21 protein-coding genes are annotated in these 24428 nt (G+C 68.2%); 11 read left to right on the plus strand and 10 right to left on the minus strand.

Translation table 11 applies throughout. From position 1 onward, the window contains the following. Positions 1-94: 94 nt before the first annotated feature. The 9 genes from ilvN (at position 95) to KL771_RS18405 (ending at position 10787) form a co-directional block, all read left to right on the plus strand. Positions 95-646 carry an acetolactate synthase small subunit gene (gene ilvN, locus KL771_RS18365; protein WP_261969972.1) on the plus strand — a complete coding sequence of 184 codons (552 nt, stop codon included), beginning with the start codon at positions 95-97 and terminating at the stop codon, positions 644-646. Positions 647-879: 233 nt separating this feature from the next. Continuing rightward, complete coding sequence (locus tag KL771_RS18370; protein WP_261969973.1) at positions 880-2442, plus strand: hypothetical protein; 1563 nt, start codon at positions 880-882, stop codon at positions 2440-2442. A gap of 312 nt (positions 2443-2754) precedes the next feature. Beyond that, on the plus strand, positions 2755-3774 hold the full coding sequence (gene ilvC / locus KL771_RS18375; RefSeq protein WP_261969974.1) for a ketol-acid reductoisomerase: 1020 nt from the start codon (positions 2755-2757) through the stop codon (positions 3772-3774). Between the two features lie 130 nt (positions 3775-3904). Continuing rightward, the gene (locus KL771_RS18380; RefSeq protein ID WP_261969975.1) at positions 3905-4939 is read left to right on the plus strand and encodes a S1 family peptidase; all 1035 of its coding nucleotides are present in this window, start codon (positions 3905-3907) and stop codon (positions 4937-4939) included. 4 nt (positions 4940-4943) lie between these two features. Then, positions 4944-5174, plus strand: coding sequence for a hypothetical protein (locus tag KL771_RS18385; RefSeq protein WP_261969976.1), 231 nt, complete (start codon positions 4944-4946; stop codon positions 5172-5174). A gap of 55 nt (positions 5175-5229) precedes the next feature. After that, positions 5230-7845, plus strand: a complete 2616-nt coding sequence (gene mgtA / locus KL771_RS18390) for a magnesium-translocating P-type ATPase (protein WP_261969977.1) — start codon at positions 5230-5232, stop codon at positions 7843-7845. Positions 7846-7948: 103 nt separating this feature from the next. Beyond that, positions 7949-9049 (plus strand): endonuclease/exonuclease/phosphatase family protein, encoded by a 1101-nt coding sequence (locus KL771_RS18395; protein WP_261969978.1) that lies wholly within the window; start codon positions 7949-7951, stop codon positions 9047-9049. Continuing rightward, positions 9046-9798: a hypothetical protein gene (locus KL771_RS18400; RefSeq protein ID WP_261969979.1), complete on the plus strand. Its 753-nt coding sequence runs from the start codon at positions 9046-9048 to the stop codon at positions 9796-9798. Before KL771_RS18395 ends, KL771_RS18400 begins: the two co-directional genes overlap by 4 nt. A 74-nt stretch (positions 9799-9872) precedes the next feature. Beyond that, on the plus strand, positions 9873-10787 hold the full coding sequence (locus KL771_RS18405; protein ID WP_261969980.1) for a PhzF family phenazine biosynthesis protein: 915 nt from the start codon (positions 9873-9875) through the stop codon (positions 10785-10787). 27 nt (positions 10788-10814) lie between these two features. On the opposite strand, the gene KL771_RS18410 is transcribed toward KL771_RS18405, so the two are convergent. Then, positions 10815-11810 carry a hypothetical protein gene (locus KL771_RS18410; protein WP_261969981.1) on the minus strand — a complete coding sequence of 332 codons (996 nt, stop codon included), beginning with the start codon at positions 11808-11810 and terminating at the stop codon, positions 10815-10817. A gap of 148 nt (positions 11811-11958) precedes the next feature. Beyond that, the gene (locus tag KL771_RS18415) at positions 11959-12855 is read right to left on the minus strand and encodes a glycosyltransferase family 2 protein (protein WP_261969982.1); all 897 of its coding nucleotides are present in this window, start codon (positions 12853-12855) and stop codon (positions 11959-11961) included. Between the two features lie 267 nt (positions 12856-13122). On the opposite strand from KL771_RS18415, the gene KL771_RS18420 reads away from it, so the two are divergent. Beyond that, positions 13123-13635 carry a dTDP-4-dehydrorhamnose 3,5-epimerase family protein gene (locus KL771_RS18420; protein ID WP_261969983.1) on the plus strand — a complete coding sequence of 171 codons (513 nt, stop codon included), beginning with the start codon at positions 13123-13125 and terminating at the stop codon, positions 13633-13635. Positions 13636-14098: 463 nt separating this feature from the next. Then, positions 14099-15706 (plus strand): 2-isopropylmalate synthase, encoded by a 1608-nt coding sequence (locus KL771_RS18425; RefSeq protein WP_261969984.1) that lies wholly within the window; start codon positions 14099-14101, stop codon positions 15704-15706. A 132-nt stretch (positions 15707-15838) separates the two neighbouring features. Here KL771_RS18425 and KL771_RS18430 read toward each other — a convergent pair whose 3' ends face one another. From KL771_RS18430 to KL771_RS18465, 8 genes are all read right to left on the minus strand, one after another. After that, positions 15839-16582 (minus strand): DUF1028 domain-containing protein, encoded by a 744-nt coding sequence (locus KL771_RS18430; protein ID WP_261969985.1) that lies wholly within the window; start codon positions 16580-16582, stop codon positions 15839-15841. Between the two features lie 138 nt (positions 16583-16720). Beyond that, positions 16721-17425, minus strand: coding sequence for an ABC transporter ATP-binding protein (locus KL771_RS18435; protein ID WP_261969986.1), 705 nt, complete (start codon positions 17423-17425; stop codon positions 16721-16723). Continuing rightward, the gene (locus KL771_RS18440) at positions 17422-19188 is read right to left on the minus strand and encodes a branched-chain amino acid ABC transporter ATP-binding protein/permease (protein ID WP_261970159.1); all 1767 of its coding nucleotides are present in this window, start codon (positions 19186-19188) and stop codon (positions 17422-17424) included. Before KL771_RS18440 ends, KL771_RS18435 begins: the two co-directional genes overlap by 4 nt. A gap of 25 nt (positions 19189-19213) precedes the next feature. Continuing rightward, complete coding sequence (locus tag KL771_RS18445; protein ID WP_261969987.1) at positions 19214-20050, minus strand: branched-chain amino acid ABC transporter permease; 837 nt, start codon at positions 20048-20050, stop codon at positions 19214-19216. A gap of 133 nt (positions 20051-20183) precedes the next feature. Further along, entirely contained in the window at positions 20184-21347 is a 1164-nt protein-coding gene (locus KL771_RS18450) for a substrate-binding protein (RefSeq protein WP_261969988.1), read from the minus strand. Positions 21348-21377: 30 nt separating this feature from the next. Beyond that, positions 21378-22247, minus strand: a complete 870-nt coding sequence (locus tag KL771_RS18455) for a nitrilase family protein (protein ID WP_054357545.1) — start codon at positions 22245-22247, stop codon at positions 21378-21380. Between the two features lie 257 nt (positions 22248-22504). Then, the gene (locus KL771_RS18460) at positions 22505-23110 is read right to left on the minus strand and encodes an ANTAR domain-containing response regulator (protein ID WP_261969989.1); all 606 of its coding nucleotides are present in this window, start codon (positions 23108-23110) and stop codon (positions 22505-22507) included. 7 nt (positions 23111-23117) lie between these two features. After that, entirely contained in the window at positions 23118-24275 is a 1158-nt protein-coding gene (locus KL771_RS18465) for a transporter substrate-binding domain-containing protein (RefSeq protein ID WP_261969990.1), read from the minus strand. Positions 24276-24428 lie beyond the last annotated feature (153 nt).

The raw sequence follows: 24428 nt of genomic DNA on the forward strand, positions 1-24428 counted from the left end.
ACGCTCCCGTTTCCTTCGTTCGGCCCTGACCCGTCCGGATCGCTTCAATCCGGACGGGACGGGCTCCAGCCAATGAGCCACGGATATGAACGCCATGACCACGCCCGGGCAGTCCCATTCGGCCTATTTCCTTGATGACGCGCCGAAGACCACCGAGAGGCACACCCTCTCGGTTCTCGTCGACAACGAGCCCGGCGTCCTCGCCCGGGTGATCGGCCTGTTCTCGGGCCGCGGCTACAATATCGACAGCCTGACGGTCTCGGAGACCGAGCACGAGAAGCATCTCTCGCGCATCACCATCGTCACCACCGGTACCCCGATGGTGATCACCCAGATCAAGAACCAGCTCGATCGCATGGTTCCGGTGCACCGGGTGATCGACCTGACCGTCTCGGGTCCGGCGCTGGAGCGCGAACTGGCGCTGATCAAGGTGCGCGGCACCGGCGAGATGCGCGTCGAGGCGCTGCGGCTGGCGGAGGCCTTCAACGCCCGCGTGATGGACGCCACCACCGAGAGCTTCATCTTCGAGATCACCGGCAAGGGCGACAAGATCGACCAGTTCGTCTCGATCATGGTCCCGCTCGGCCTGGTCGAGGTCTCGCGCACCGGCGTCGCCGCCATCCGGCGCGGCCCGGAACGGACCTGATCCAGGCATCACCGGGTGGCCCCTCCGGCCAGCCGGTGACGCATTACCGCAGTGCCGCAACGCGAGGCCCCGGTCCTGCGCCGGGGCTTCGGCATTCTTGCTACACCCTTGGCGATTTCATGAAAAAGTCGCCGTCCGGTCAGCTGTCTGACAGGCTGAAAACGCTATAAACGGGGCGTTCGCGGTGCTTCGGCTGCGAACTGTTTCTCCCGAAAAAGCGACCCCAATCCGTCATGAGCGAATCGACTTTGCTTCGCGCAGCCGCCATCGGTGCGCGCGCCCGGGCTGCCACTCCGAGTGTCGGGCTCGTCTTCGCTCTCCTGTTCGCGACGGTCTGCGTCCCGATCTTCGCCGTGAAGGTCGCGCCGCTCAACGACTACATCAACCATCTCGCGCGCATGCACGTGATGGCGGTCGGGGCCTCGGATCGTTTCCTGTCGGATTTCTACGCGGTCGACTGGCAGCTTCTGCCCAATCTGGCGATGGATCTGGTCGTGCCGCGGCTGGCACGGGTCTTCGACATCTATGTGTCGGGCCAGATCTTCGTCGCGCTGACCATGTTCATGCTCGCCTCCGGGCCGATGGCGATCAGCTGGGCGCTCAACCGGCGCTTCGAGCCGTGGCCGCTGGTGGCGTTCCTGATCCTCTACAATCAGGTCTTCCTGGTCGGCCTGATGAACTACCTGATGGGCGCCGGCTTCGCCATGTGGGGCCTGGCCGCCTGGATCGTGCTGCGCGAGCGGTCGATGGCGCTGCGCATGGTGGTATCGGGCGCCGTCGTGGCGCTGACCTTCCTGTGCCATCTCTGCGCCGTCGGGCTCTACGGCCTCGCCATCGGCTCCTATGAGCTCTGGCTCTGGTATCGCCGCGGGCTGAAGGTCGATCGCCGCCTGGCGTTCGATTTCGCCGCGCTGGCCGTGCCGGCGCTGCCGATCGTTCCGCTCCTGCTGGCGAGCGCCACCTGGGGGCTGGCGGCCGAATACGAGTGGAGCGCGCAGGGCAAGCTCGATTCGATCACCATGATCTTTCGGGCCTATTCGGACCCGATCGACATTGCCGTGCTGGTGGTTTGTGCCGCCGCGCTGGCCTGGGCGGCGCGGCGTTCGCTGATCAGCTTCCATCCGGCGGCGGCGGTGTTCGCTGTCGTCAGCTGTGCGGTCTTCCTGGCTCTGCCGACCGTTCTGTTCGGCTCCTACATGGCCGACCAGCGCCTGCCGGTGGCGATGCTGCTGACGCTGATCGGCTTCGGCAGCATCCGTCTCGGCCAGCCGGCCGTGGCGCGGGCGTTCATCTTGCTGGTCCTGGCGATCTCGACCATCCGGGTCGGCGACGTGACCGCGCAGTGGCTGCATCTGGCCAAAGCGCATGACGAATTCCGTGCGGTCGTCCAGGGTCTCGACCGCGGCCAGAAGTTCATCGTCGCCTATGCGGACGAACCGCAGCTCAGCCAGCGCGAGCAGGATGCGATCAGCCATCTGGCCAGCACCGCCGTGATCGAGCGCTCGGCCCTGGTCTCGACCGAGTTCACCGTGCCGGGCAAGCAGATCCTGCGCGTGCGCCGGCCCTATGAGGACCGCGTCGACACCGAGGACGGCACGCCGCCGAATATCAGCCAGCTGATCGCCGCCACGATGGTCGAAGGTGCGGCGACCGGCCACTATTGGGATCGCTGGCAGGAGAAGCACGATTTCGTCCTGGTGCTGTTCACCGAGCGCGGCCGCGCCAATCCGGATCCCGACCTCCTGTCGCTGGTCCATGACGGCAACGGCTTCCAGCTCTACGAAATCCTGCGCTGACCGCTGACCGGGCGGTACTGCGGCGGCTCGCGGGCCGGGTGCCGGCCCGGACCGGCGTGACGGCGGCGAGGTCTGCGTTTTTTGCTGCAGTGCAGCGATATGCCGTCCCAAGCATGCTTGGACGGCATGGCTGGCCCACGCGACGGCGTTTTCGGCGTCTGCGACCGGATTCCGCGCCCTTGCAGGCGTTCGGACGGTTGCCCTCCGTGGTCTCTCCCGCTAAACCGCTCCACGATTTTCGCGCCCCGCGTCTCATCGCGACCGGGCGAGATCAGTCCAGCCGACAACACCCGAACCGGGGGGAACGCTTCCATGCGCGTCTATTACGATCGTGATGCCGACATCAATCTGATCAAGGGCAAGAAGGTGGCCATCGTCGGCTACGGCAGCCAGGGCCGCGCCCATGCCCTGAACCTGAAGGACAGCGGCGTCGCGGAAGTCACGATCGCGCTGAAGCTCGGCTCGGCCACGGTGAAGAAGGTCGAGGCCGACGGCCTGACCGTGAAGTCGGTGGCCGATGCCGCAGCCTGGGCCGACCTGATCATGATGTGCGCTCCGGACGAGCTGCAGGCCGACATCTACAACGACCACATCGCCCCGAACATCCGCGACGGCGCCGCGATCGCCTTCGCGCACGGCCTCAACGTGCATTTCAATCTGATCGAGGCCAAGTCCACGGTCGACGTGATCATGATCGCCCCGAAGGGCCCGGGCCACACCGTGCGCTCCGAGTATCAGCGCGGCGGCGGCGTGCCCTGCCTGATCGCGATTCATCACGACGCCTCCGGCAACGCCCACGATCTGGCGCTGTCCTATGCCTGCGGCGTCGGCGGCGGCCGCTCGGGCGTCATCGAGACGACCTTCAAGGAAGAGTGCGAGACCGACCTGTTCGGCGAGCAGGTGGTGCTCTGCGGCGGCCTGGTCGAACTGATCCGCGCCGGCTTCGAGACGCTGGTCGAGGCGGGCTACGCCCCCGAGATGGCCTATTTCGAATGCCTGCACGAAGTGAAGCTGATCGTCGACCTCATCTATGAGGGCGGCATCGCCAACATGAACTACTCGATCTCGAACACCGCCGAGTTCGGCGAGTATGTCACCGGCCCACGCATCATCACGGACGAGACCCGCGCCGAAATGCGCCGCGTGCTCAAGGACATCCAGTCCGGCGCCTTCACCACCGAGTGGATCCGCGAGTGCAAGGCCGGCCAGCCCAAGTTCAAGGCCACCCGCCGCCTGAACGACGCTCACCCGATCGAAGAGGTCGGCGTCAAGCTGCGCGGCATGATGCCCTGGATCAAGCAGAAGGCCCTGGTCGACAAGACCCGGAACTGAGTTCGCAAAAGCCGGTCCTCGGACTGAAGACAATCGCCGTCCGTGCATTATGCGCGGACGGCAATTTTATGTTGAGGGGCCCGCAACCCTGCCGCATACTGCCTTCCGAAAGGTGACGGGGGGAGAACGGATGCGATGGGAGAGTGCGACGGAACTGCACAAGGAGTTGGTGGCAGATTATCTCCCGGCAGCAGACGAGACCGCGCTGCCGGCCGGCGTGCATGGTGTTGCCGGAGGGGATCGCCGCTCGCCCTTGCGAAACACCGTTCTGGCGCCGGGCTTTGCGATCGGGATCGGCATTATTGATCAGGGCGGCAGGCGCAGCTACGGCATCGGCATTACGGTGCAGTCCACCCGAGACCTCGCATCTCCCGTCATCGACGAGATCGCCAGCCGCAGTCATGGCGAATTCGAGGTTGTCGTCGGCGGCCGGGTTCGGCCCGCGACCGGCTGGCATCTGACGCAGTGCAATCCGCTCAGGATCGGTTGCAGTGTCGGTCATCCGGACGTGTCGGCGGGAACGCTGGGCTGTTTCGTGCGTTCGAAGGCTGGCGGGCGAGCGGGCTTTCTGTCGAATAATCATGTGCTCGCGAGTTCGAACCGCGCGAAAGTCGGCGATCCGATCTTCCAGCCCGGCCGCTTCGACGGCGGCCAGCAAGCCGACACGGTAGCCACGCTCGCCGGGTTTGCCCCGATCACCTTCGCGAACACGACCAATGGCTTCGATGCCGCTTGGGCGCGGCATCTGGCGCGCCAGCCCGATTTCGACCCGGTCACACTGTTGGACACCGGCGGCCGCCGCCACGGCACCATCCCCGACGGCGCTGTCAGCGAGCTCCTGCCCGGGATGCATGTCGTCAAGGTCGGGCGGAGCTCCGGCTTGACGTTCGGGCGGGTCAGGCAGGTCAATGTGTGCAATCTCAACGTACCTTACGGCAATAAATACGCCCGATTTGACGGCCAATTTCAGTTTGAAAGCCGCTCGGCTGCGCCTTTCGCCTTGCCCGGAGATAGTGGCAGCGTCATTGTGGACGACGATTGTCGGGTTGCGGGCCTGCTCTTCGCGGTGACTTCATCCGGTGGTACCTTCGGGACGGGTCTCGCCTATGCGTCGCCGATGGAGCCAATCCTGACCGCTCTGGATCTCGAAATCGTATCAGGGTGATGCCATGTCCGAACTCACTGAAATGGACCGAGCCATCGCGGCTCAAAGCGAGCTTGCGGATGCGCTCTCGTCGGTCCGCGGCGTGAATGGCATCGGCGTCGGAGCCGGCCGTGTGCCGGGCACCTATGCGCTCTATGTCGCCGTTTCCGACAAGCGCGCCGCCAAGTCCGTCCCGGACAGCTGCTCAGGTCTCGACGTTGTGGTGGATGTCGTCGGCAGAGTCTCGCATCTCTGACCGCCGAAGGTGAGGGCACTGCGCCATATCAAGGTCGGAACCGGAGCCGCGGGGCATGCTGGCGGCGTGTTCCAAGGAGACCAAGGTGCCGCAACCCCAATCGACCGGGCATGATACCGACCATTTTTGGCTGGACGGACCCGAACCGGCGCTTGCGGCCGTCGACTCGCGTATCGAAGGGCTGACCTCGGGCGAGGCCGACGAGCGGCTGGCGCGGTATGGGCTCAACGACGTCGCGCAGGAGCGCCGGCGCGGCATCGCCGGCAAGATCCTGCGGCGGCTGGCCGAGCCGATGGTCGCGATCCTGCTGGCCGCGGCGGCGGTTTCGGGTGCGACCGGGGAGTGGCCGAGCTTCGTCATCATTCTGGCCATCGTCGCCGCCTCGATCGCGCTCGACGTGGTCCAGGAGCATCGCGCCGAGGCGACGGCGGATGCGCTCAAGAAGTCGGTCGCGATCCATGCCGACGTGCTGCGCGACGGCGCCGTGCAGCGCCTCCCGGTCGACCAGCTGGTGCCCGGCGACGTGGTCCGGCTGGAGGCCGGCGACCTGGTGCCGGCCGACGGGATCGTGCTGGCGGCCAACGGTGCGCGGGCCGACGAGGCGCTCTTGACCGGCGAACCTCTGCCGGTCGACAAGCGTCCCGGCCCGAGCGGGGCGACGGATGCGGCGGACGCCACGGACGCCCTGTTCGGCGGCACCGGCCTGGTCAGCGGCTCGGCCACGATGCTGGTGCTGAGGACCGGCGCCGCGACCCGCTTCGGCGGCATCGCCACGGCCCTGCAGGCTGCCGAGGTGCCGACCGCCTTTGAGGTCGGGTTGCATCGGCTCGGCGTGCTGATCGTCCGGCTGACCGTGTTCCTGGTGCTCGGCGTCCTCTTGGCGCATCTGGTCTCGCACCGGCCGGTGGTCGAGTCCTTCCTGTTCGCCGTCGCGCTGGCGGTCGGTCTGACGCCGGAACTCCTGCCGATGATCGTCACCGTGTCGCTGTCGCGCGGCGCGTTGCGCATGGCCGAGCGCAAGGTGGTGGTGAAGCGGCTCGGGGCAATCCACGATCTCGGCTCGATGGACGTGCTTGCGACCGACAAGACCGGCACGCTGACGGAAGCCCGCATCGCGTTGACCGGCCATCTGGGCGTCGACGGCCAAGCGAGCAATCGCGTCCTGATGCTCGCCGCCGCCAATGCGGCGCTCGGTACCGGCATCCGCAGCCCGCTCGACGATGCGATCCTGGCCGGCGATGGGGCGGCGGCCGCAGCCGGCTGGACGCGCATTGCGGATATCCCGTTCGATTTCGAGCGCCGGCGGGTCGCCGTCCTCGCCGAGCGGGACGGCGAGCGGATCGTGATCGTGAAGGGCGCGCCGGAGGAAGTGCGCGTCCGTGCGACCCGCATCGAACTCTCGGACGGCACGCTCGTACCGCTCGACGCGCCGGCCGCCGCGCGCCTGGAGGCCTTCGAGGCGGCGCGCGCTGCGGAGGGGATGCGGCTGCTGGCGGTCGGCTGGCACCCGGCGGCCGGCCTGGAGCGGCTCGACGAGGCCGGCGAGGCGGAACTCGTCTTCGCCGGCTGGTGCGTCTTCGTCGATCCGCCCAAGGCCTCCGCGGCCGCAGCCGTCCTGCGCCTGAAGGCGGCCGGCGTGCATGTCAAGGTGATCTCTGGCGACGCGGCGCCGGTCGTCCAGCATCTGGTCGCGACTCTCGGCCTGCCGCATCACGGCCTGCTCACCGGCCACGAGATCGAGGCCATGACCGACAGCGCGCTGGCGCATCGGGTCGGATCGGTCGATCTCTTCGCCCGCGTCTCGCCGGACCAGAAGCTGCGCATCATCCGGGCCCTCAAGGCGCGCGGCCACCGGGTCGGCTTCATCGGCGACGGCATCAACGACGCGCCGGCCATCAAGGCGGCCGATGTCGGGCTCTCGGTCGAGGGGGCGACGGACGTGGCGCGCGCGGCCGCCGATATGATCCTGCTCGCGCCCGATCTCGGTGTCCTCGCCGATGGCATCGACGAGGGCCGGCGGACCTACGCCAACATCATGAAATATGTCCGCATGGGCACCTCGTCGAACTTCGGCAATATGCTGTCCATGGCGATCGCCTCGCTGATGATCCCGTTCCTGCCGCTCACCCCCGTGCAGGTACTGATCAACAACCTGCTCTACGATCTCTCCGAGGTCGGCATCCCGTTCGACCGGGCCGATGCGCAGGAGACCGCGCGTCCGCACGGCTGGGACATGGCCGACATCCTGCGCTTCACGCTGGTCATGGGGCCGCTTTCCTCGGTGTTCGATCTCCTGACCTTTGCGCTCCTGGCTCTGGTCTTCTCCGCCGAGCCGGCGGAATTCCGCACCGCCTGGTTCGCCGAATCCATGACCACCCAGATCCTGGTCATCTTCGTCATCCGCACCGCCGCGCCGGCCTGGACCAGCCGCCCGCACCGGGTGCTGGTCGCCACCTCGCTCGGCGCCCTGGCCGTGGCGCTCCTCCTGGCGCTGACTCCGCTCGGCGCCCCCTTCGGCTTCGTTCCCCTGCCGCCGACCTTGCTCGCGACCCTCGCCGCGCTGGTGGTCGGCTATCTGGGGCTCGCCGAATTCGTCAAGCGTTGGGCCATGGCGCCGCCCCGGCGGGGACGATCCCGGATGTCGCGAGGGACTGCCGGCCACGGCGGGTGAACCGGAATTGGCGGCTGCTTGGCTTGGCCCTAAGATCAGGGCAGCACGACACTCCGGCGGTCCATACGCTGCCGAAGCCTTGGTCTCTCATTCGATGTGATCCATGCCCATCCGCATCGCCACCTTCAACGTCGAGAACCTGATGCGGCGGCATACGGCCGAGCGCGACCGGCATACCGGGGCCTGGATCCCGGATGCGGCGGTCGGGCTCTACGACCATGCCAACGAGGCCGAGGGGCGGCTGATCGAACGGGCGGTGCAGATCGGGATCTCCGACGACCAGCGCCAGATGACCGCGCAGGCGATCCGCGATCTCGATGCCGACATCGTCTGCCTGCAGGAGGTCGACGACCTGCGCGCCCTGCGCTACTTCCACGACCGCTACCTGAAGAAGGCGATCGACGAGCCCTACGAGGAATTCGCGCTGCTGCAGGGCAATGACAGCCGCGGCATCGATGTCGCCGTGATGGCGCGGCGCGGCTATCCGATCAAGGTCAAGAGCCACGCCACGCTGACCTATCGCGACCTGAACCTCTTCAACGACGACCTGCGCCGCGGCGGACATACCGAGGACGACCGCATCTTCCGGCGCGATTGCCTGGAGGTCGAGGTCGAGATCGCCGGCAAGGTGCTCGACATCTTCGTCTGCCATCTGAAATCGATGGGCGGCGACCGCGATCGGACCATGGCGATCCGGCGGGCCGAGGCGCGCGCCGTGCGCCGGATCGTCGAGCGCAAATACGACCAGCGCGCCCGCTTCTGCAACTGGATGATCTGCGGCGACATGAACGACTATCGCGAGAAGATCGCCGTCAAGCGAACCCGCGAGGGGCCGCCGGACTGGACGCCGGTCAAGGCCGAGGCGTCCGGGCTCGATCCCTTCTTCGCCGACCGCTTCGCCATCAACCTGATCGAACGGCTGCCCTGGGAGGAGCGCTGGACGCATTGGTGGGGCGAGGGCAAGGAACTGTCGCAGCTCGACTACATCTTCGCCTCGCCGGCGCTCGCCGCCGCCAATCCGCGCGCGAAGCCGGAGATCGTCCGCCGCGGGCTGCCGTTCCGGGTGCCGGCACGCGCGCGCAATCCGGACGGCACCCCGTTCGAGCGCTATCCGCGCGTCGGTTTCGATCGGCCGAAGGCGTCCGATCATTGCCCGGTGGTGATCGAACTCGAAATCCCCGACGACGGCCGGAGCCCGGCGTGACGGGTACGGCGATGGATGCGCCCGTCGTTCGGGTCGAGGCGGTCGACCTGGTCATCCGGCCGGGCCGGCACGGCTTCGCGCCCGAAGACGAGGCCCGCATCGCGGCGCGCTGGGCCGAAACCCTCGCGGCCAAGCCGGAGGTCTGGAACGGGCCGTTCTTCCTGTTCGAGCGGGCCGGTTTCGAGACGCGAGACGGCGCCGCCGTCTTCGCGGGCGAGGGCGCGCTGACCGATTTCGCCAGCTACTTGGACTGGCGCGCCCTTGACCCGCCGGACCCCCGTTTCCGCCATGTCTTCCCGGTCGGCGCGATCCTGACCGCCGACCGCCGCCTGGTGGTCGGCCGCATGTCGCCGCACACCGCCAATGGCGGGCGCCTCTATCCCCCGTCGGGATCCTTCGATCCGCACGATCTGGTCGTCGGTCCGGACGGGCGCGTCCGGCTCGATCCGCTCGCCAACATCCTGCGCGAGATCGCCGAGGAGATCGGCTTCGACGCGTCCGGCTGGCCGCGCGCTCCCGGCTGGCTGGTGGTCGAGTCCGGGCCGCGCCGCCATGCCGTCGTGGCGCTGATCGAGGCGCCGATGACGGCGGTGGAGATCGAGGCCGCCGCCGGCCCCCACATGGCCGCCGATCCGGAGCGCGAACTCGACCGGCTGGTCTTTCCGGCCTTCGGCGAGCGGCTCGACCCCGCCGTCTCGCCGCGCTACGTCAACCGGCTGCTGGACCATCTGGCGGGTCTACAACCGTAACCGCCGGGCTTGCGCCCACGCCCCGCTCCGGGCCCTATCGGGGCTCGCGCCGTAAAACAGGAGAATCCCCCCTCATGGCCGAGCGCCGCTATGCCGTCCTCGACGTGTTCACCAGCCGCCCCCTGGAGGGCAATCCGCTGGCCGTGGTGCTCGATGCCGACGGGCTCGATACCGCGGCGATGCAGCGGATCGCCGCGGAGTTCAATCTGTCGGAGACGGTCTTCGTGCTGCCGGCCGAGAACCCCGCGCACAGCGCGCGGCTGCGCATCTTCACGCCGGCGCGCGAACTGGCCTTCGCCGGCCATCCGACCGTCGGCACCGCCTGCCTGCTGGCGAGCCAGCGCTTCGCCAGCTTGCCGGACGGCATCGATGCGGTGCTGGCGCTGGAGGAGCAGGTCGGGCTGGTCCGGACCGCCGTCCGGCTCAAGCCCGACGCGCCGGCCTATGCCGAGTTCGACATGCCGCGCCTGCCCGAGGCCGACGCAACGGAACTCGGCGGCAAGACCGAGATCGCGCTCGCGCTCGGGCTCCTGCCCGTCGAAGTCGGCTTCGAGAACCATGTGCCGAGCGTCTGGGGCGCCGGCAACCATCCCTTCGCCTTCGTGCCCGTCGAAGGCGTCGCCGCCATGCGCAAGGCGAAGCCGGATATGGCCGGCTGGGCGGCGGCCTTCGGAACCTGCCCGTGGGTCTATCTCTACTGCCGCGAGACGCTCTTCCACGATTCGAGCTTCCACGCGCGCATGTTCGCGCCCGGCGCCGGCATCGTCGAAGACCCGGCGACCGGGTCGGCGGTCGCGGCGATGACGGGCGTCATCAACCATTTCGACGACCTGCCCGACGGTACCTACCGGTATCGCATCGAGCAGGGCTTCGAGATGGGCCGGCCGAGCCTGATCGATCTGGAGATCGAGGTCGGCGCCTCCAAGGTGACCGCAGGCCGCATCGGCGGTCATGCGGTCCGCGTCATGCAGGGGACGCTGGAGGCCTGAGCCCCCGCGTCCGACGGCGACCCGGCCTCAGTTGGCGGCCTTCGGCGCCTCGTTGATCGGCTGGAAGGCGAAGGGGGCCTCGGCATTGTCCGGATCGACCACGACCCGGACGGCGCCGACGATCGCCTCGCCCATCACCTGCAGGCGGGTGACGTTCGGCACCGGCTTCAGGTCGGTGCCGTAGAAGGGCGTGACCAGGAAGATGTGGTTGTCGCCGTTGATCACCAGCACCGGCTTGCCGAAGGCGCGCGCGCCGCGCTCGACCGCCTTGATGGTGTCGACGAAGCCGGACGCGACCGGAACCGCCGGCTCGCTCTGCTTGATGTCCCAGACGTCGGCCTGCCAGGCGATCACCATGGCGGAGAGATTGTCGGCCTTGGCCTTGGCGAAGGCGGCGTCGAGCCAGGCGACATTGGCCTTGTTGCGGGCGAAATACTCGTTGACGGTGTCGAGGTCGCGCGGCTCGAAATTGTTGTTGGAGCCCGGCACATGCACGGCGGCGAACAGCACGCCGTTCTTGACCCAGCGCGCATTCTCGACGAAGCCCGAGCCGTCGGTCGCCTTCATCTCCGGCATCACATCGGCCTGGCGCTCGACCGCGATGGCGGCCTTGGCGAGCGGCTTGCCGTCGAAGAACATTTGACGAACCTTGGTCAGCCGCTCGGTCGGCTTGAACTTGCCGGCCCGATCGCGGTGGCAGTCGGTCCATTCGTTGTCGCCGATGGCGTAGACCAGCGGCTGCTCGAAGGTCGCGAACTGGTCCTTCACCTTCTGGAAATTCTCGTCCGTGCAGGGCGTCGAGCCGGACTTGATGTCGCCGACATGGACCGAGAATTCCGGCTTCGCCTTGTTGATCTTGGCGATCAGCGCATCGAAGCGGGCATAGTCGTCGGGCAGCTTGTAGGGCATGTCGCCGAGCGCGATGAAGGCGAAGGCGCGCGGGCCGCCGATCTCGGTGGCGTGGGCCGGCATGGCGGAGGTGGAGAGCGTGAGGGCGGCGGCGACGGTGAGCGCGAGACGCATGGCAGGATCATCCTGGTGGGAGGCTGCCGCCCTGGTAGCCGGGCCGTGCGACAGACCCGTGACGGCGGCGATCCCGCGCGCGACGGGCCGACGGTTGGACCGTGGCCGATTGTGTTCCCCCCGACCCGCTGCGACCCGCGCCGCGGGCTCAGCGCCGACCGGTCAGACGGCGCCACAGGCCGGCGGGCGACCAGGCGGCCGGCTTCAAGCGCCCGGAGCGACGGCGCCGGGCCGGCTTGTCGGCGGGCGGTTCGCTGCGGGTGATTGCAAGCGCATGATTGACCACCGTCGGCAGCGGCACGGGCACGTGGTTCGCCGGCAGGGTCTCGCCGAGGGCCCGCCACATGGCCCGATCCAGGAACAGGTCGTGGACGAGCCGCGATTCCTGCGTGCGCCGCTCCTCGTCCCAGCCGCTGCGCTCCGGGCTGGCCAGCTTCAGGGTCGTCGGCGCCGGCGAATGGGCGACCCGCACCCAGTCCTGGCTCAGGAACTTGCGCCACATGTTGAGATCGGAGGCGACGCCGGGCGGTCCGGGGCTCCAGCCGACCGGCAGCCGCCGGTAGGCGTCCATCCGGTGGCCGGCGCAGGTCGGGCCGAAGCAGTTCCAGAGTTCGTCGATCATCCGCCGGCGGACCGCGGGATCGGCCGGCGTTTCGTCGATCGCCCGGATCGCCAGGTTGGGGGCGATCATGACATGCCGCGTATGGGCGAAGTCGGCGTCGCGCAGCAGGCCGACGAGGGCCTTCAGATGCAGCGGCCCCCAGATATCGTCGTCGCCGCAATAGGCGACCGCATCCGCCTTGGCCGCGGACAGGACCTCGTGACGCCAGGCGTCGCCGTTGCCCGCGCCTTTGGGGAAGACATGGAGGGCGACGCGGTCGTCGGTGGCGGCGAAATGGCGGACGAGATCGTGGGTGTGCGGCGGCGACCCGTCGGCGACCACCGCCAGGCGCAGGTTGCGATAGGTCTGGCGCAGGATGCTGCGGATGGCGAATTCGATGGTCCGGCCGTGATCGAAGGTCGGAATGATGACGAGAAAGCGCATGACGGTCTCCGCGGGGCGCCGGGACCCTAGATCATCCGGCCGGGCTGCGGAACCGTGCCGCAATGCCGGATTGCGGGTCGGTTCCGGGGGCCGCGGGGCCGTTCGTCCACACCCAATGGGCGTCCCGGTAAACCGTTGTTTCCTCCCCGGCGAAAAATGCTCTAGGTGTCGCGGTGCGACGGATGCTTGCGGATCCGTCGAACCTTGATCCCTTTTGCGGTCCGGGTCTCCCGGACCGTCCTGCGCACCTGGACGGAGGGTGACGACATGGCTTTGGAATTCGTACAGGACGCCCCGCGCCCGATCGGCCGGTCGGCGCGGGTGACGGAAGGCGTGTCGATCGACGGCGTCGTGATCGAGCGGCTGGAGCCGAATGCGGACGGCCGCGGCCGGCTGATCGAACTGATCACCACCCGCGACGGGCTGGCCGAACCGATCGTGCACGTCTATCAGGTCGTTGCCGAAGCGGGCAGCCGGCGCGGCTGGGTCTATCACAAATGGCAGTTCGACCGGCTCGCCTTCACGCTTGGCCGCTTCGAGATCCATCTGGTCGATATCCGCGACGGCTCGCCGACCCGTGGTGCGCGCATGGTGATCGAGGCCGGCGAGGCCAATCCGATCCGCCTGCGCATTCCGCCCCATGTCGCCCATGCGGTCATCAACACGGGGCCGACGACCTGCTTCATCAACATGCCGACCCAAGTCTACGACCCCGACAACCCGGACAAGTTCCGCTATTCGGGCGATCTGGACGATCTCGCCACCGTCCCGGCGGCCTGAGGCCGATCACGGACCCGGGGCGGTCGCGGCTTGCCTCGGCCGGTTGCCCGGTGCCGCCGTCAGGGCGACGACGGTGGCGCTCATTCGGCAACGGCCTCTTGCCAAGCGGGCTGTGTAAAGCTATTCGAAATCGATCCGGCGCAGACTGCGTGCGGGACGCCGGCATGCTGTCGGCACTGGGACCAGAACCGAACGACCGCGTGATGACCATCGCGACCGCCACGACACCGCACGATGCGACCGCTTCGGTCGCCGCTGCCGTGCGTCTGCGCGTTCCCGCGCCGCGGCCGGCCGCTCAGCTTCTGTCCTCGCTTCTTCTCCTTACCGGCCCCTGAGCGCCGGCTGGCCCTTCGTGGCCGGGTACTCAGGGGATGCGCAACCGACCAGGCACCGAACCATCGGCGCCGATGGACGACGGCCGAGAGCCCGTCCCGAGCGCCCGGAACCATCCGAGAGGAAGCCCATGACCGCCGAGAACCGCACCGCCGACGCCGTATCCGCCCCCGCCCGGGACCGGGTCATCATCTTCGACACCACGCTGCGTGACGGCGAGCAGTCGGCCGGCGCCTCGATGACCTACGAGGAGAAGCTGCAGGTCGCCGAACTGCTCGACGCGATGGGCGTCGATATCATCGAGGCCGGCTTCCCGATCGCCTCGATCGGCGACTTCGAGGCGGTCAGCGAGATCGCCCGCAACACCCAGAACGCGGTCATCGCCGGTCTCGCCCGCGCCATCCCGGCCGATATCGCCCGCTGCGGCGAGGCCGTGCGCCACGCCAAACGCCCGCGCATCCACACCTTCGTGTCGACCTCGCCGATCCATCTGAAGTACCAGATGAATAAGTCGCTCGATCAGGTGATCGACATCATCAACGCCACCGTCGCCCAGGCGCGCGGCTTGGTCGAGGATGTCGAGTGGTCGGCGATGGATGCCACCCGCACCCCGATCGACGATCTCTGCCGCTGCGTCGAGGCGGCCATCCGCTGCGGCGCGACCACCATCAACCTGCCCGACACGGTCGGCTATGCCACGCCCGAGGAATACGAGGCGATGTTCCGGCAGGTGATCGAGCGCGTGCCGGGCGCCGACAAGGCGATCTTCTCGGCCCATTGCCACGACGATCTCGGCTTGGCCACCGCCAACTCGCTGGCCGCCCTGCGCGGCGGCGCGCGGCAGATCGAATGCACCGTCAACGGCCTCGGCGAGCGCGCCGGCAATGCGTCGCTGGAGGAGGTCGTCATGGCCATCCGCACCCGCGCCGACCGGCTGCCCTATGTCACCGGCGTCAAGACGCCGATGCTGGTGCAGGCCTCGCGGCTGGTCTCGGCCGTCTCCGGTTTCGCCGTGCAGTACAACAAGGCGATCGTCGGCAAGAACGCCTTCGCGCATGAGAGCGGCATCCACCAGGACGGCATGCTCAAGAACAACGAGACCTACGAGATCATGCGTCCCGAGGATGTCGGCGTGCGCGCGACTAACCTGGTCATGGGCAAGCATTCCGGCCGCCATGCCTTCAAGGAGAAGATGAAGGAGCTCGGTTTCGAACTGGGCGACAACGCCTTCGAGGACGCCTTCCGCCGTTTCAAGGACCTGGCCGACCGCAAAAAGCATGTCTACGACGAAGACATCGAGGCGCTGGTCGAGGACGAGATCTCCAGCGCTGGCGAATCCGTCAAGGTGATGGCGCTGACCGTCATCGCCGGCACCGGCGGGCCGCAGAAGGCGATCATCACGATGGACGTGAACGGCACCCACGTCACCAAGGAGGCCAACGGCACCGGCCCGGTCGACGCCACCTTCAACGCCATCACGTCGATCTGGCCGCACCAGGCCAAGCTGTCGCTCTACCAGGTCCATGCGGTCACCGAGGGCACCGACGCCCAGGCGGAGGTTTCCGTGCGCCTGGAGGAGAACGGCCGCATCGCCACCGGCCGCGGCGCGGATGTCGACACGCTGGTCGCCTCGGCCAAGGCCTATGTGTCGGCCCTCAACAAGTTGACCGTGCGCCGGCAGTCGCCGATCGTCAACGTCGCCGGCGCCGAGCCGATCCGGATCGGCGAGCGGGTCTGAAGGCGCGGGCCGAAGCGATCTGACCGAGCATTCTGAAGGCGAGGGGCGGCCATCGGTCGCCCCTTTTCGCATCGCGACTGGCCCCTGGCACTGGGCGTCGGCGGAAGGGCTTGGTGCGACGAGGGAGATCCGTCAGCGCGCCGGATAGGCACCGCCGCCACCGGGGCGGTCCGGTGGGGCGAGGGCCAGCACGTCGGTGACTTCGGCCGGCTGCGGGCCGGCCGGCTGGCCGCGCTTCGGCATGTGGGCGACGAAGGGCATCAGTTGCAGGCGCGCGATGCCGAGGATGCGGCGCAGTTCGCCGACCGGGTGCGCGTGTTCGTCGGCGCGGATGTCGAGCAGCGGATAGGCCTCGGCGCCGTGGACCCTGAGCGCAGCCGACTGCTTTCCGCGCCGGTCGCCGCCGGCCGCATCGCCCGCCTCCAGCGCACGTATCAGCCGCTCGTCGAGCGGCTCCGCGGCCGAGTACCGGAAGGCCGCCGCCATGGCGTCGATCACCTCCGGTCCCGTCAGCATGTTGCCCTGGACGGCGAAATCCGTGCCGACGATCTGCCCGGCCCAGGGCGTGCAGGCGCTTCCGGTCCAGGCGCTCGCGCGTCCGGCTCCGTCGACCACGCCGATCTGGCGCAGGTCCGCCGCCTCGTCTTCGGCCAGCACCGCCGCGAGGGCGGCTTCGGCTTCCTCGCCATTCGCGAGCCGGTCGAGCACGGCCAGCGCCAGATAGGGATTGACCCAGGACTGGGTCGAGACCGCGCCGGTGGCGGCCATCGTGAACGGGCACATCGACCCGACCGCCGGCACGGCGGTGGCGACCGCGACGCCGAGATGGCCGGTCGCCGCGCAGCGCGCGACGATCGAGAAGGTGTTCAGTTCCATCGCTCGGGTTCCCTCATACCAACGGCCCGGGATGCTGACGCATCGGGCCGTTGAAGCAACGCGAATTTCTCATATGCGACAGAGGCATGAGAAATTCGCGTATCGAATACCGGCGATCACTTTCAATGACCGCCGGTATCACAGGCTCAGATGGCGCGCGATCTCGGCCGCCGCGCCGGGGGCGCCGGCCGAACCGGAATCGACGATCTCGCCGCGATCCATCACCACGAAGCGGTCGGCAACCGCCAGCGCGAAGGGGATATGCTGCTCGACCAGCAGGATGCCGGTCGCGCTGCGGCCGCGCTCGGCGCGCAGCACCCCGCCGAGCCGTTCGATCACCGAGGGCTGCAGGCCTTCCGTGATCTCGTCGACCAGCAGGAGCTTCGGGTCGGCGGCGAGAGAACGAGCCATCAGGAGCATCTTCTGCTCGCCGCCGCTGAGCGTGCCGGCCCGCTGGCGGATGCGTTCGAGCAGGAACGGGAAGGAGCGCTCGACGGCCGCCCGGGCCTTCGGCCAGTTACGGTCGGAGGCGAGCGCGAGGCGGATGTTCTCCTCCACCGACAGGTCCTGGAACAGCGACTTCTCCTGCGCCACATAGGCGACGCCGCGCCGCGCGATCCGATGCGGGGCCTCGCGCGTCACGTCCGCGCCGCCGATCGCGATCCGGCCGGCGAGCTTGGGCAGGTAGCCCATGATGCTCTTCAGGAGCGTCGACTTGCCGGTGCCGTTCTTGCCGAGCACGGCCAGGATCTCGCCGGGCGCGACAGACAGGGCGATGTCCCTGAGGACGACCGCCTCGCCGTAGCCGGCCGAGATCGCGTCGATGTCGAGGGCGGGCGTCATCGGGCGGCCTCCGCGGGGGCGCCGTGATGGCCGGCGCCGGCATAGATCTGCTTGACGGTCTCCGAGCCGACCACCTCCTCGACGGTGCCGTCGAGCACGAGGCGGCCCTGGTGCAGCACGACGACGCGCGAGGAGATTTCGCGGACGAAGTCGAGATCGTGCTCGACCAGCAGGATGCACAGCCGCTCTTGCGTGGCGAGATCGGTCAGGATGCCGCCGATCAGCATCCGCTCGGCCTTGGAGAGGCCGGCGGTCGGCTCGTCGAGCAGCAAGACCTTCGGCTCAAGTGCGAGCACCATGGCGAGTTCGAGCGCCTGCTTCTGGCCGTGCGACAGGAGCCGGGCCGGGGTGGCGAGCCGCTGGTCGAGGCCGGTCGTGGCGACGACGCGTGCGGCCGGGCCGGGCAGGGCGAGTTCGGTCGAGCGCCTGACCAGCGACGGCCGGTCGATGCGCGTGCGGGCGATCTGCAGGCATTCGGCGACCGTCAGGCTGTCGAAGACATTGGCCATCTGGAACTTGCGGCCGATGCCGAGCGCAACGCAGCGCTCCGGCGGCAGCCGGCCGATCGAAACGCCGCCGATCTCGATCGTGCCGCCCGAGCGCTCCGAGCCGTCCGCGATGCAGCGCATCAGCGTGGTCTTGCCGGCGCCGTTCGGGCCGACCAGGCTGACCAGTTCGCCGGCCCGCGCCTCGAAATCGATGCCGCGCAACACCGGCAGGCTGCCGAAATGCTTGGCCACGCCCCGGATGCGGATGGCAGGGCTGTCGTCGGCGGCCGCGGCGGCGGTGCGGCGGGCGGCCGCCACGATGGTGGCCGTTCGGGCCGTCGTGGTGCGGCCGAGCCCTGCCAGGCGGCCGAGCCGCTTCAGCCCGTCGCCGAGGATCGGCAGGAAGCCGCGCGGCAGGGCGACGATGACGGCGACGAAGACGAGGCCGATGATCAGCTTCCAGACGAAGGGATAGTCGCCCGACAGCTGCGCGCTCTCGTAGTCGACCAGCACGGTGCCGATCACCGGGCCGAGCAGGGTGCCGCGGCCGCCGAGCGCGACCCAAATGACCAGTTCGGTGCCGAAGACGAAGCCGACCAGTTCCGGCGCGACGACGGCGGCATAGCCGGCGAAGACATAGCCGGCGATCGCGGCGATCGCGGCCGAGACCAGGAAGGCGAGGCTCTTCAGCCGCGCCGTGCCGATGCCGAGATACTTGCAACGCTGTTCGTTCTCGCGGATCGCGACGATCAGCCTGCCGGCATCGCTCGCCATGACCACCCAGGCGGCCGCCGTCGCCACCGCCAGAAGCGAACCGGCGAGGACGAACCAGGCCTCGATCGAGAGATCGAAGGTCTCGAAGCCGGACAGGCCGCTGCTCGATCCCGTCCAGGTGCCGCCGGAGAAGATCACCTGCGTGGCGACGATCGGCAGCACCAGGGTGATGACCGAGGCATAGAGTTCGCTGGCGCCATGCCAGAAGGCGAGCCAGGCGACGACGGCGGCGACCACAACGGCGATCACGATGCCGGCCACCAGGGCGAGGGCGGCCGTGCCGGGCGAGAAGCCGAGATGCATGAAGACCAGTCCGGCCGCATAGGCGCCGATGCCGAAGAAGGTCGACTGGCCGAAGGTCAGAATGCCGAGATAGCCCCACAGGATGTCGACGGTGAGCGCGACGACCGCATAGAGCAGCGAGCGCACGAGCACGTTCATCGAATAGGTGTCGAGCACCTGGCTCGCGCCCGCGAAGGCGGCGATGGCCAGCGCGGCCATGCCGGCGGCGAGAAGGATGGTGCGGTCAGCCACGGGCGAAGCCTTGCGGACGGGTGCGGAGGATGATCGCCGCCAGGAGCGCGATCGTGATGCCGCCGAGGACGGGGCTGTAGAGGCTCGACACGATCACCTGCGCGCCGCCGAGCACCACGCAGGCGACGGCGAGGCTGGCGAGCGAGGTGCCGGAGACCAGGACCAGCATGAAGGCGTTGACGAGCCAGGGCACGCCCATGTTCGGATCGACGCTCGACAGTGGCGTGATCAGCGCGCCGGCGACTGCCGCGAGCGCCGAGCCGAGCGCGAAGGTGACGAAGCGAACCCAGGTCGAATCGATGCCGAGGCCGCGCGCCAGGTCCTCGTTCATGATCACCGCGCGCGTGGCCAGCCCGAGTCGGGTGCCGTTGAGAAGCAGCGCGATGGCGAGGCCGAGCAGGATCGCGATCGGCACCATGACGATGCGGTAGAGCGAATAGGTCTCGCCGAGGAGATCGATCGTGCCGTTGACGGGAGCGGCGGCGAACTGCACCTCGCGGCCGAAGACCAGCACGATGGTCTGGCCGATGATGATGCCGAGGCCCCAGGTGGCCAGGATCGCGTCGAGCGGCCGGGCATAGAGCGGGCGCACCACGATGCGCTCGATCAGCGTGCCGGCGACGGCGCCGAACAGGGCGGCCATCGGGATGCCGAACCACGGATTGAGGCCGAGCTGAGTGGTGATCAGCGCCGCGTAGCCGCCGAGCGTGATCAGGCCGCCATGGGCGAAGTTGATGATCTTCATGACGCCGAAGACCAGCAGGAGCCCTGAGGCGACCGCGAACAGGATCGCGGCGGTGGTCACGACATCGAGCAGAAGTGCGGTCATCCGGTCGGTCTGCCTTCTCTTTGGAGCCTTGCCGCTCCCCGGCCTGATCCGGCCCCAGCCTGATCCGGGGGAGGGCCGGCAGCAAGATTCGCGCGCCGCGGCGGGACCTGCGGCGCGCGAACCTGTCAGGCCCTCACTTCAGGTTCGGGCACTGTTCGCCGGGGTCGACATCCTTGAAGGTCGACAGCAGCTTGATGCCGCCGTCGGCCTGGACCTGGCCGAGATACATGGTCAGCGGCGCATGGCGCTGCTTGCTCATGGTGATCTTGCCGCGCGGGCCGTCGACCGCCACTTCCGCCAGCGCCTTCAGCACGGCGCCGGCCTCGGTCGAACCCGCCTTTTCGACGGCGGCCTTGTAGGCGTAGACCGCCTCATACTGCGGCACCGACAGGTCGTTCGGGGTCTTCAGGTTCGAACCGAACTTCTTGTCCATCGACGCCAGGAAGGTCTTGTTGGCCGGGCTGTCGATGTTGGTCAGGTAGGAACCGGAGATGTAGATGCCCTCGGCATCCGGTCCCATCGCCTTGGCGGTACCCTCGTCGACGGCGAGATTGCCGTAGGGCGCCTTGATGCCGGCCGCGCGCAGCTGCTTGGTCAGGGTCACGTTCGGCGCGCCGCCGGCCGTGGAGGTGACCAGCGCGTCCGGGTTGGTCGCCTTGATCTTGCTGATGATCGCGGTCCAGTCGGTGGCATCCATCGGCGCATATTCGTCGCCGATCACCTTGCCGCCCTTCTTCTCGATATAGCTCTTGGTGAAGGCGAGCATGCCGCGGCCGAAGGCATAGTCGCTGCCGACCAGGAAGAAGGTCTTGGCGCTCTTCTCCTTCATGAAATAGTCGATGATCGGCGCGACCTGCTGGTCGGGCACCCAGGCATTGACGAACAGATACGGGCTGCAGGAGCGGCCTTCGTAGAAGGACGTGTAGATGTAGGGGGTCTTGCCGCGGGCGACGATCGGCAGGCCGGCATTGCGGGCGGCCGAGGTCTCCATCGAGATCAGCACGTCGACCTTCTTCTGGAAGATCAGGCTGTCGAAGGCCTTCTGCGCGCCGGCCGCGCCCGAGCCGTCATCGGCGACCTCGAGCTTGACCTTCTTGCCGAGGATGCCGCCCTTGGCGTTGATCTCCTCGACCGCCAGTTCGGCGGACTGCACGACCGACGGCGCGACGACGCTGTTGGCGCCGGACAGGCCGACCGGGATGCCAATCGTGATGGTGTCGGCGGCGAGCGCCGGCGAGGCGAGCAGGCAGGCGGCGAGCGCGAGGCCGCCGATCGTCCGGGGATGGGGATGGGTCATCGGAAGGTCTCCATTCTGCGTCTCGGGGTCTCAGTACCAGCCGCGCGGAACCGTCGAGCCGAGCATCTCGGCATAGACATCCGTGCGGCGATCTCGCAGGATCTGGTTGAAATCGTTCCAGTTCCGCTTGCGGCGGGCCTCGCCGAGGTCGACCTCGGCATAGATGATCTCCTCGCGGTCGCGGCTCGCCGGACCGGCCGCCGGCCAGCCGGTGTAGCTGGCGATCAGGCTCTGCCCGACGAAGGGCTGACCGCGTTCGGTGCCGACCCGGTCGGCGGCGGCGATGAAGATCGAGTTGGAATGGGCGGCCGCCATGACCAGGATGTTGGCCATCGCCTCCCGGTCCGGCGCCTGGCCGGGGATCGGGACCCAGTTGGTCGGCACGCAGACGATGTCGGCGCCTTGCAGCGCCTGCAGGCGGAAGGTTTCCGGGAACCAGCCGTCATAACAGATGGCGACGCCGATCCGGCCGATCGGCGTGGCGAAGACCGGGAAGCCGCGGTCGCCGGGCTCGAAGAACAGGTTCTCTTGGCCCCAGAGATGCATCTTGCGGTAGGTGCCGATATGGCCCGACGGGCCGATCACCACAGCGGAATTGTAGAGCGACTGGCCATCGCGCTCGGTGATGCCGGCGACGATGTAGAGGTTGCGCGCGGCGGCGACCTCCATCCAGCGCCGGCTGCTCGGCCCGTCCGGCACCGCCTCGGCCAGCGCGAAGGCCTCCTCGCGGGTGGCGAAGACATAGCCGGTATTGGCGAGTTCCGGCAGCACGATCAGCCGCGCGCCGTTGTCGGCCGCCTCGCCGATGCGCCGGACCGACGCCTCGACATTGGCCGCGGTGTCGCCGAAGGACGGTTCCATCTGAATACAGGCGATCGTAATCGCGCTGCTCTTGTCCATGAGACAAGCCTTCTCCTTGGCCCGTCGTCACGAAGACGCGGAACCGGAAAACAAAAAAGCTCCCGCCGGCACCGTCAGGTGCGCTGCGAGAGCTGCATAGCTTTTATGTGGAGCGGCAACGCTGCCGCGTGGCCCGACTGAGCGGGTCGGCAACGATGGAACAACAGGACGCCGTCGCTGTCAATACGGAGATGGGCGGAAAATAATCTGCCGTAATCTTCGGCAGCAACTGCCCATCTCGGCAGCAATCTGGGGCCTCAGCCGTCCCCGTCGAGGCGCAGGCCGTCGAGCATCTCGGTGGCGCGGATGATCGAGGAGGCGATGACGCTGATCGAGACGCGCTTGGCGGTCGCCTGGCGGCGGATCAGCTGGTAGGCGTCGTTCTCCGAAATGTTCTTCAGGCCCATCAGGATGCGGGTCGCCTTCTCGATCTCGCGCCGGGTCTTCAGCGTCTCCTCGAGCTTGGCGACCTTGGCGTTGAGGCGGGTCTCGTAGCCCTTCTGGGACAGCGCCAGGAGGAGCGTCGACAGCACGCCGGACGGGCGGATCGGCCGGACCAGCACCGCATGGGCGTTGGAATCGATCAGCGCCTTGAGGATGGTCGGGTTCTCGTATTCGACGATGGCGATGGCGGCCGGCTGGTCGCCGGTGCGCCAGGGCATCGACTTCTTCAGATCGCCGTCGAGCACGAAGAAGATCGCGTCGACCGGCCCCGGCAATTGCGCGGCCGGCGGCCATTGGGTCGTGGTCTGGACGCCGATACGGCGCAATTGGCGCACGAGATCCTCGCCGTCGCGGTCGGGCGGATGGATCACGACGACGCGCGTATTGCGCAGGTTCTGGATGAGGGCGTTGGTGCTCATGACCCGCTCACTCCGTCCAGGCGTCGTCATAGGCGTGGTTGACCAGATAGGGATCCGGCTTGATCGGCTGGCGCGCCTCCCAGACGACGGCGAATTCGCCCTCGGCCGTGGCCTTGCCGATGCGCGGGCGGACCCAGGCATGCTGGTTGTCGGCGTCGATCATCACGGCGCCCTGCGGGGCCTCGATCTCCAGTCCGAGCGCGGCATCGACCAGGCGCTGGGTGTCGAGCGAGCCGGCGCGGGCGAGGGCGCGGGCGAACAGGTGGATCTGGAAATAAGCGGCCTCGGCATACATGGTTACGGCCGATCCGGCGCCGAAGCGGCTGCGATAGGCGGCGACGAAACGCCGGCTCGCGGGCGTGTCGAGGCTGGAGAAATAGGGCGCCGAGGTCAGGTGCCCGACGCAGAGTTCCGGCCCGATCGCCTGGATCTCGCCCTCCGCCATGGTCAGGCTGGCGATCGGCATGGTTGCGGGATCGAGCCCGGCGGCATGGAACAGGCGGTAGAAGGTTCGGCTGCCGTGGCCGACCACGGTCGAGAAGACTGCCGACGGTTTGGTCCGGCGGATGTCATCGACGACCCGGCGCAGCTGCTCTTCGCCCGGCTCCATCGGCAGGTAGCGCTCGGCCGCGATGGTGCCGCCCTCGCGCTCGATGAACTCGCGCATGACCCGGTTCGATTCGCGCGGGTAGATGTAATCCGAGCCGACCAGATAGATCGTCTTGCCGTAATGGGCGAAGAGATACTGCGCCAGCTGGATCGAATTCTGGTTCGGTGTCGCACCCGTATAGATGACGTTGGGCGAGTATTCGAAGCCCTCGTAGAGCGACGGATACCAGAGCAGGGCGTTGCGCCGCTCGACGATCGGCAGGATGGCCTTGCGCTCGGAGGACAGGCAGCAGCCGAAGATGGTCGAGACGCCGTCCTCGACGATCAGCCGTTCGGCGAAGCGCCGGTAGAGGTCGGGGCTGGTGGCCGGATCGTAGCAGACCGGCTCGATGTCGCGCCCGAGCACGCCGCCGGCCAGGTTGATCTCCTCCACCGCCAGCGCGCTGCCGCGAAAATGCTCGGTCTCGACCAGTTCCATGATCCCGGAGCGCGAAAACAGCAACCCGATGCGCCACGGCTCCCCGGCCGATCGTGATGAACGCGAGTCCGATGCCATTCCGCCAGGCCCCATGCCGCACGCTTGAAGAGATGCCGGTCACAAGCCGCCGGCCCGCGCGCCACCATAGGCGGCAAGAACGGCCGGGGGGAAGCCTGGCAGCGTGCGGCATCTCTCGGTCGAGCCATCCGTCGGGCCTTGTTGCGTTGTTGT

Source organism: Prosthecodimorpha staleyi (genome assembly GCF_018729455.1).
Classification (GTDB): Bacteria; Pseudomonadota; Alphaproteobacteria; order Rhizobiales; family Ancalomicrobiaceae; genus Prosthecodimorpha; species Prosthecodimorpha staleyi.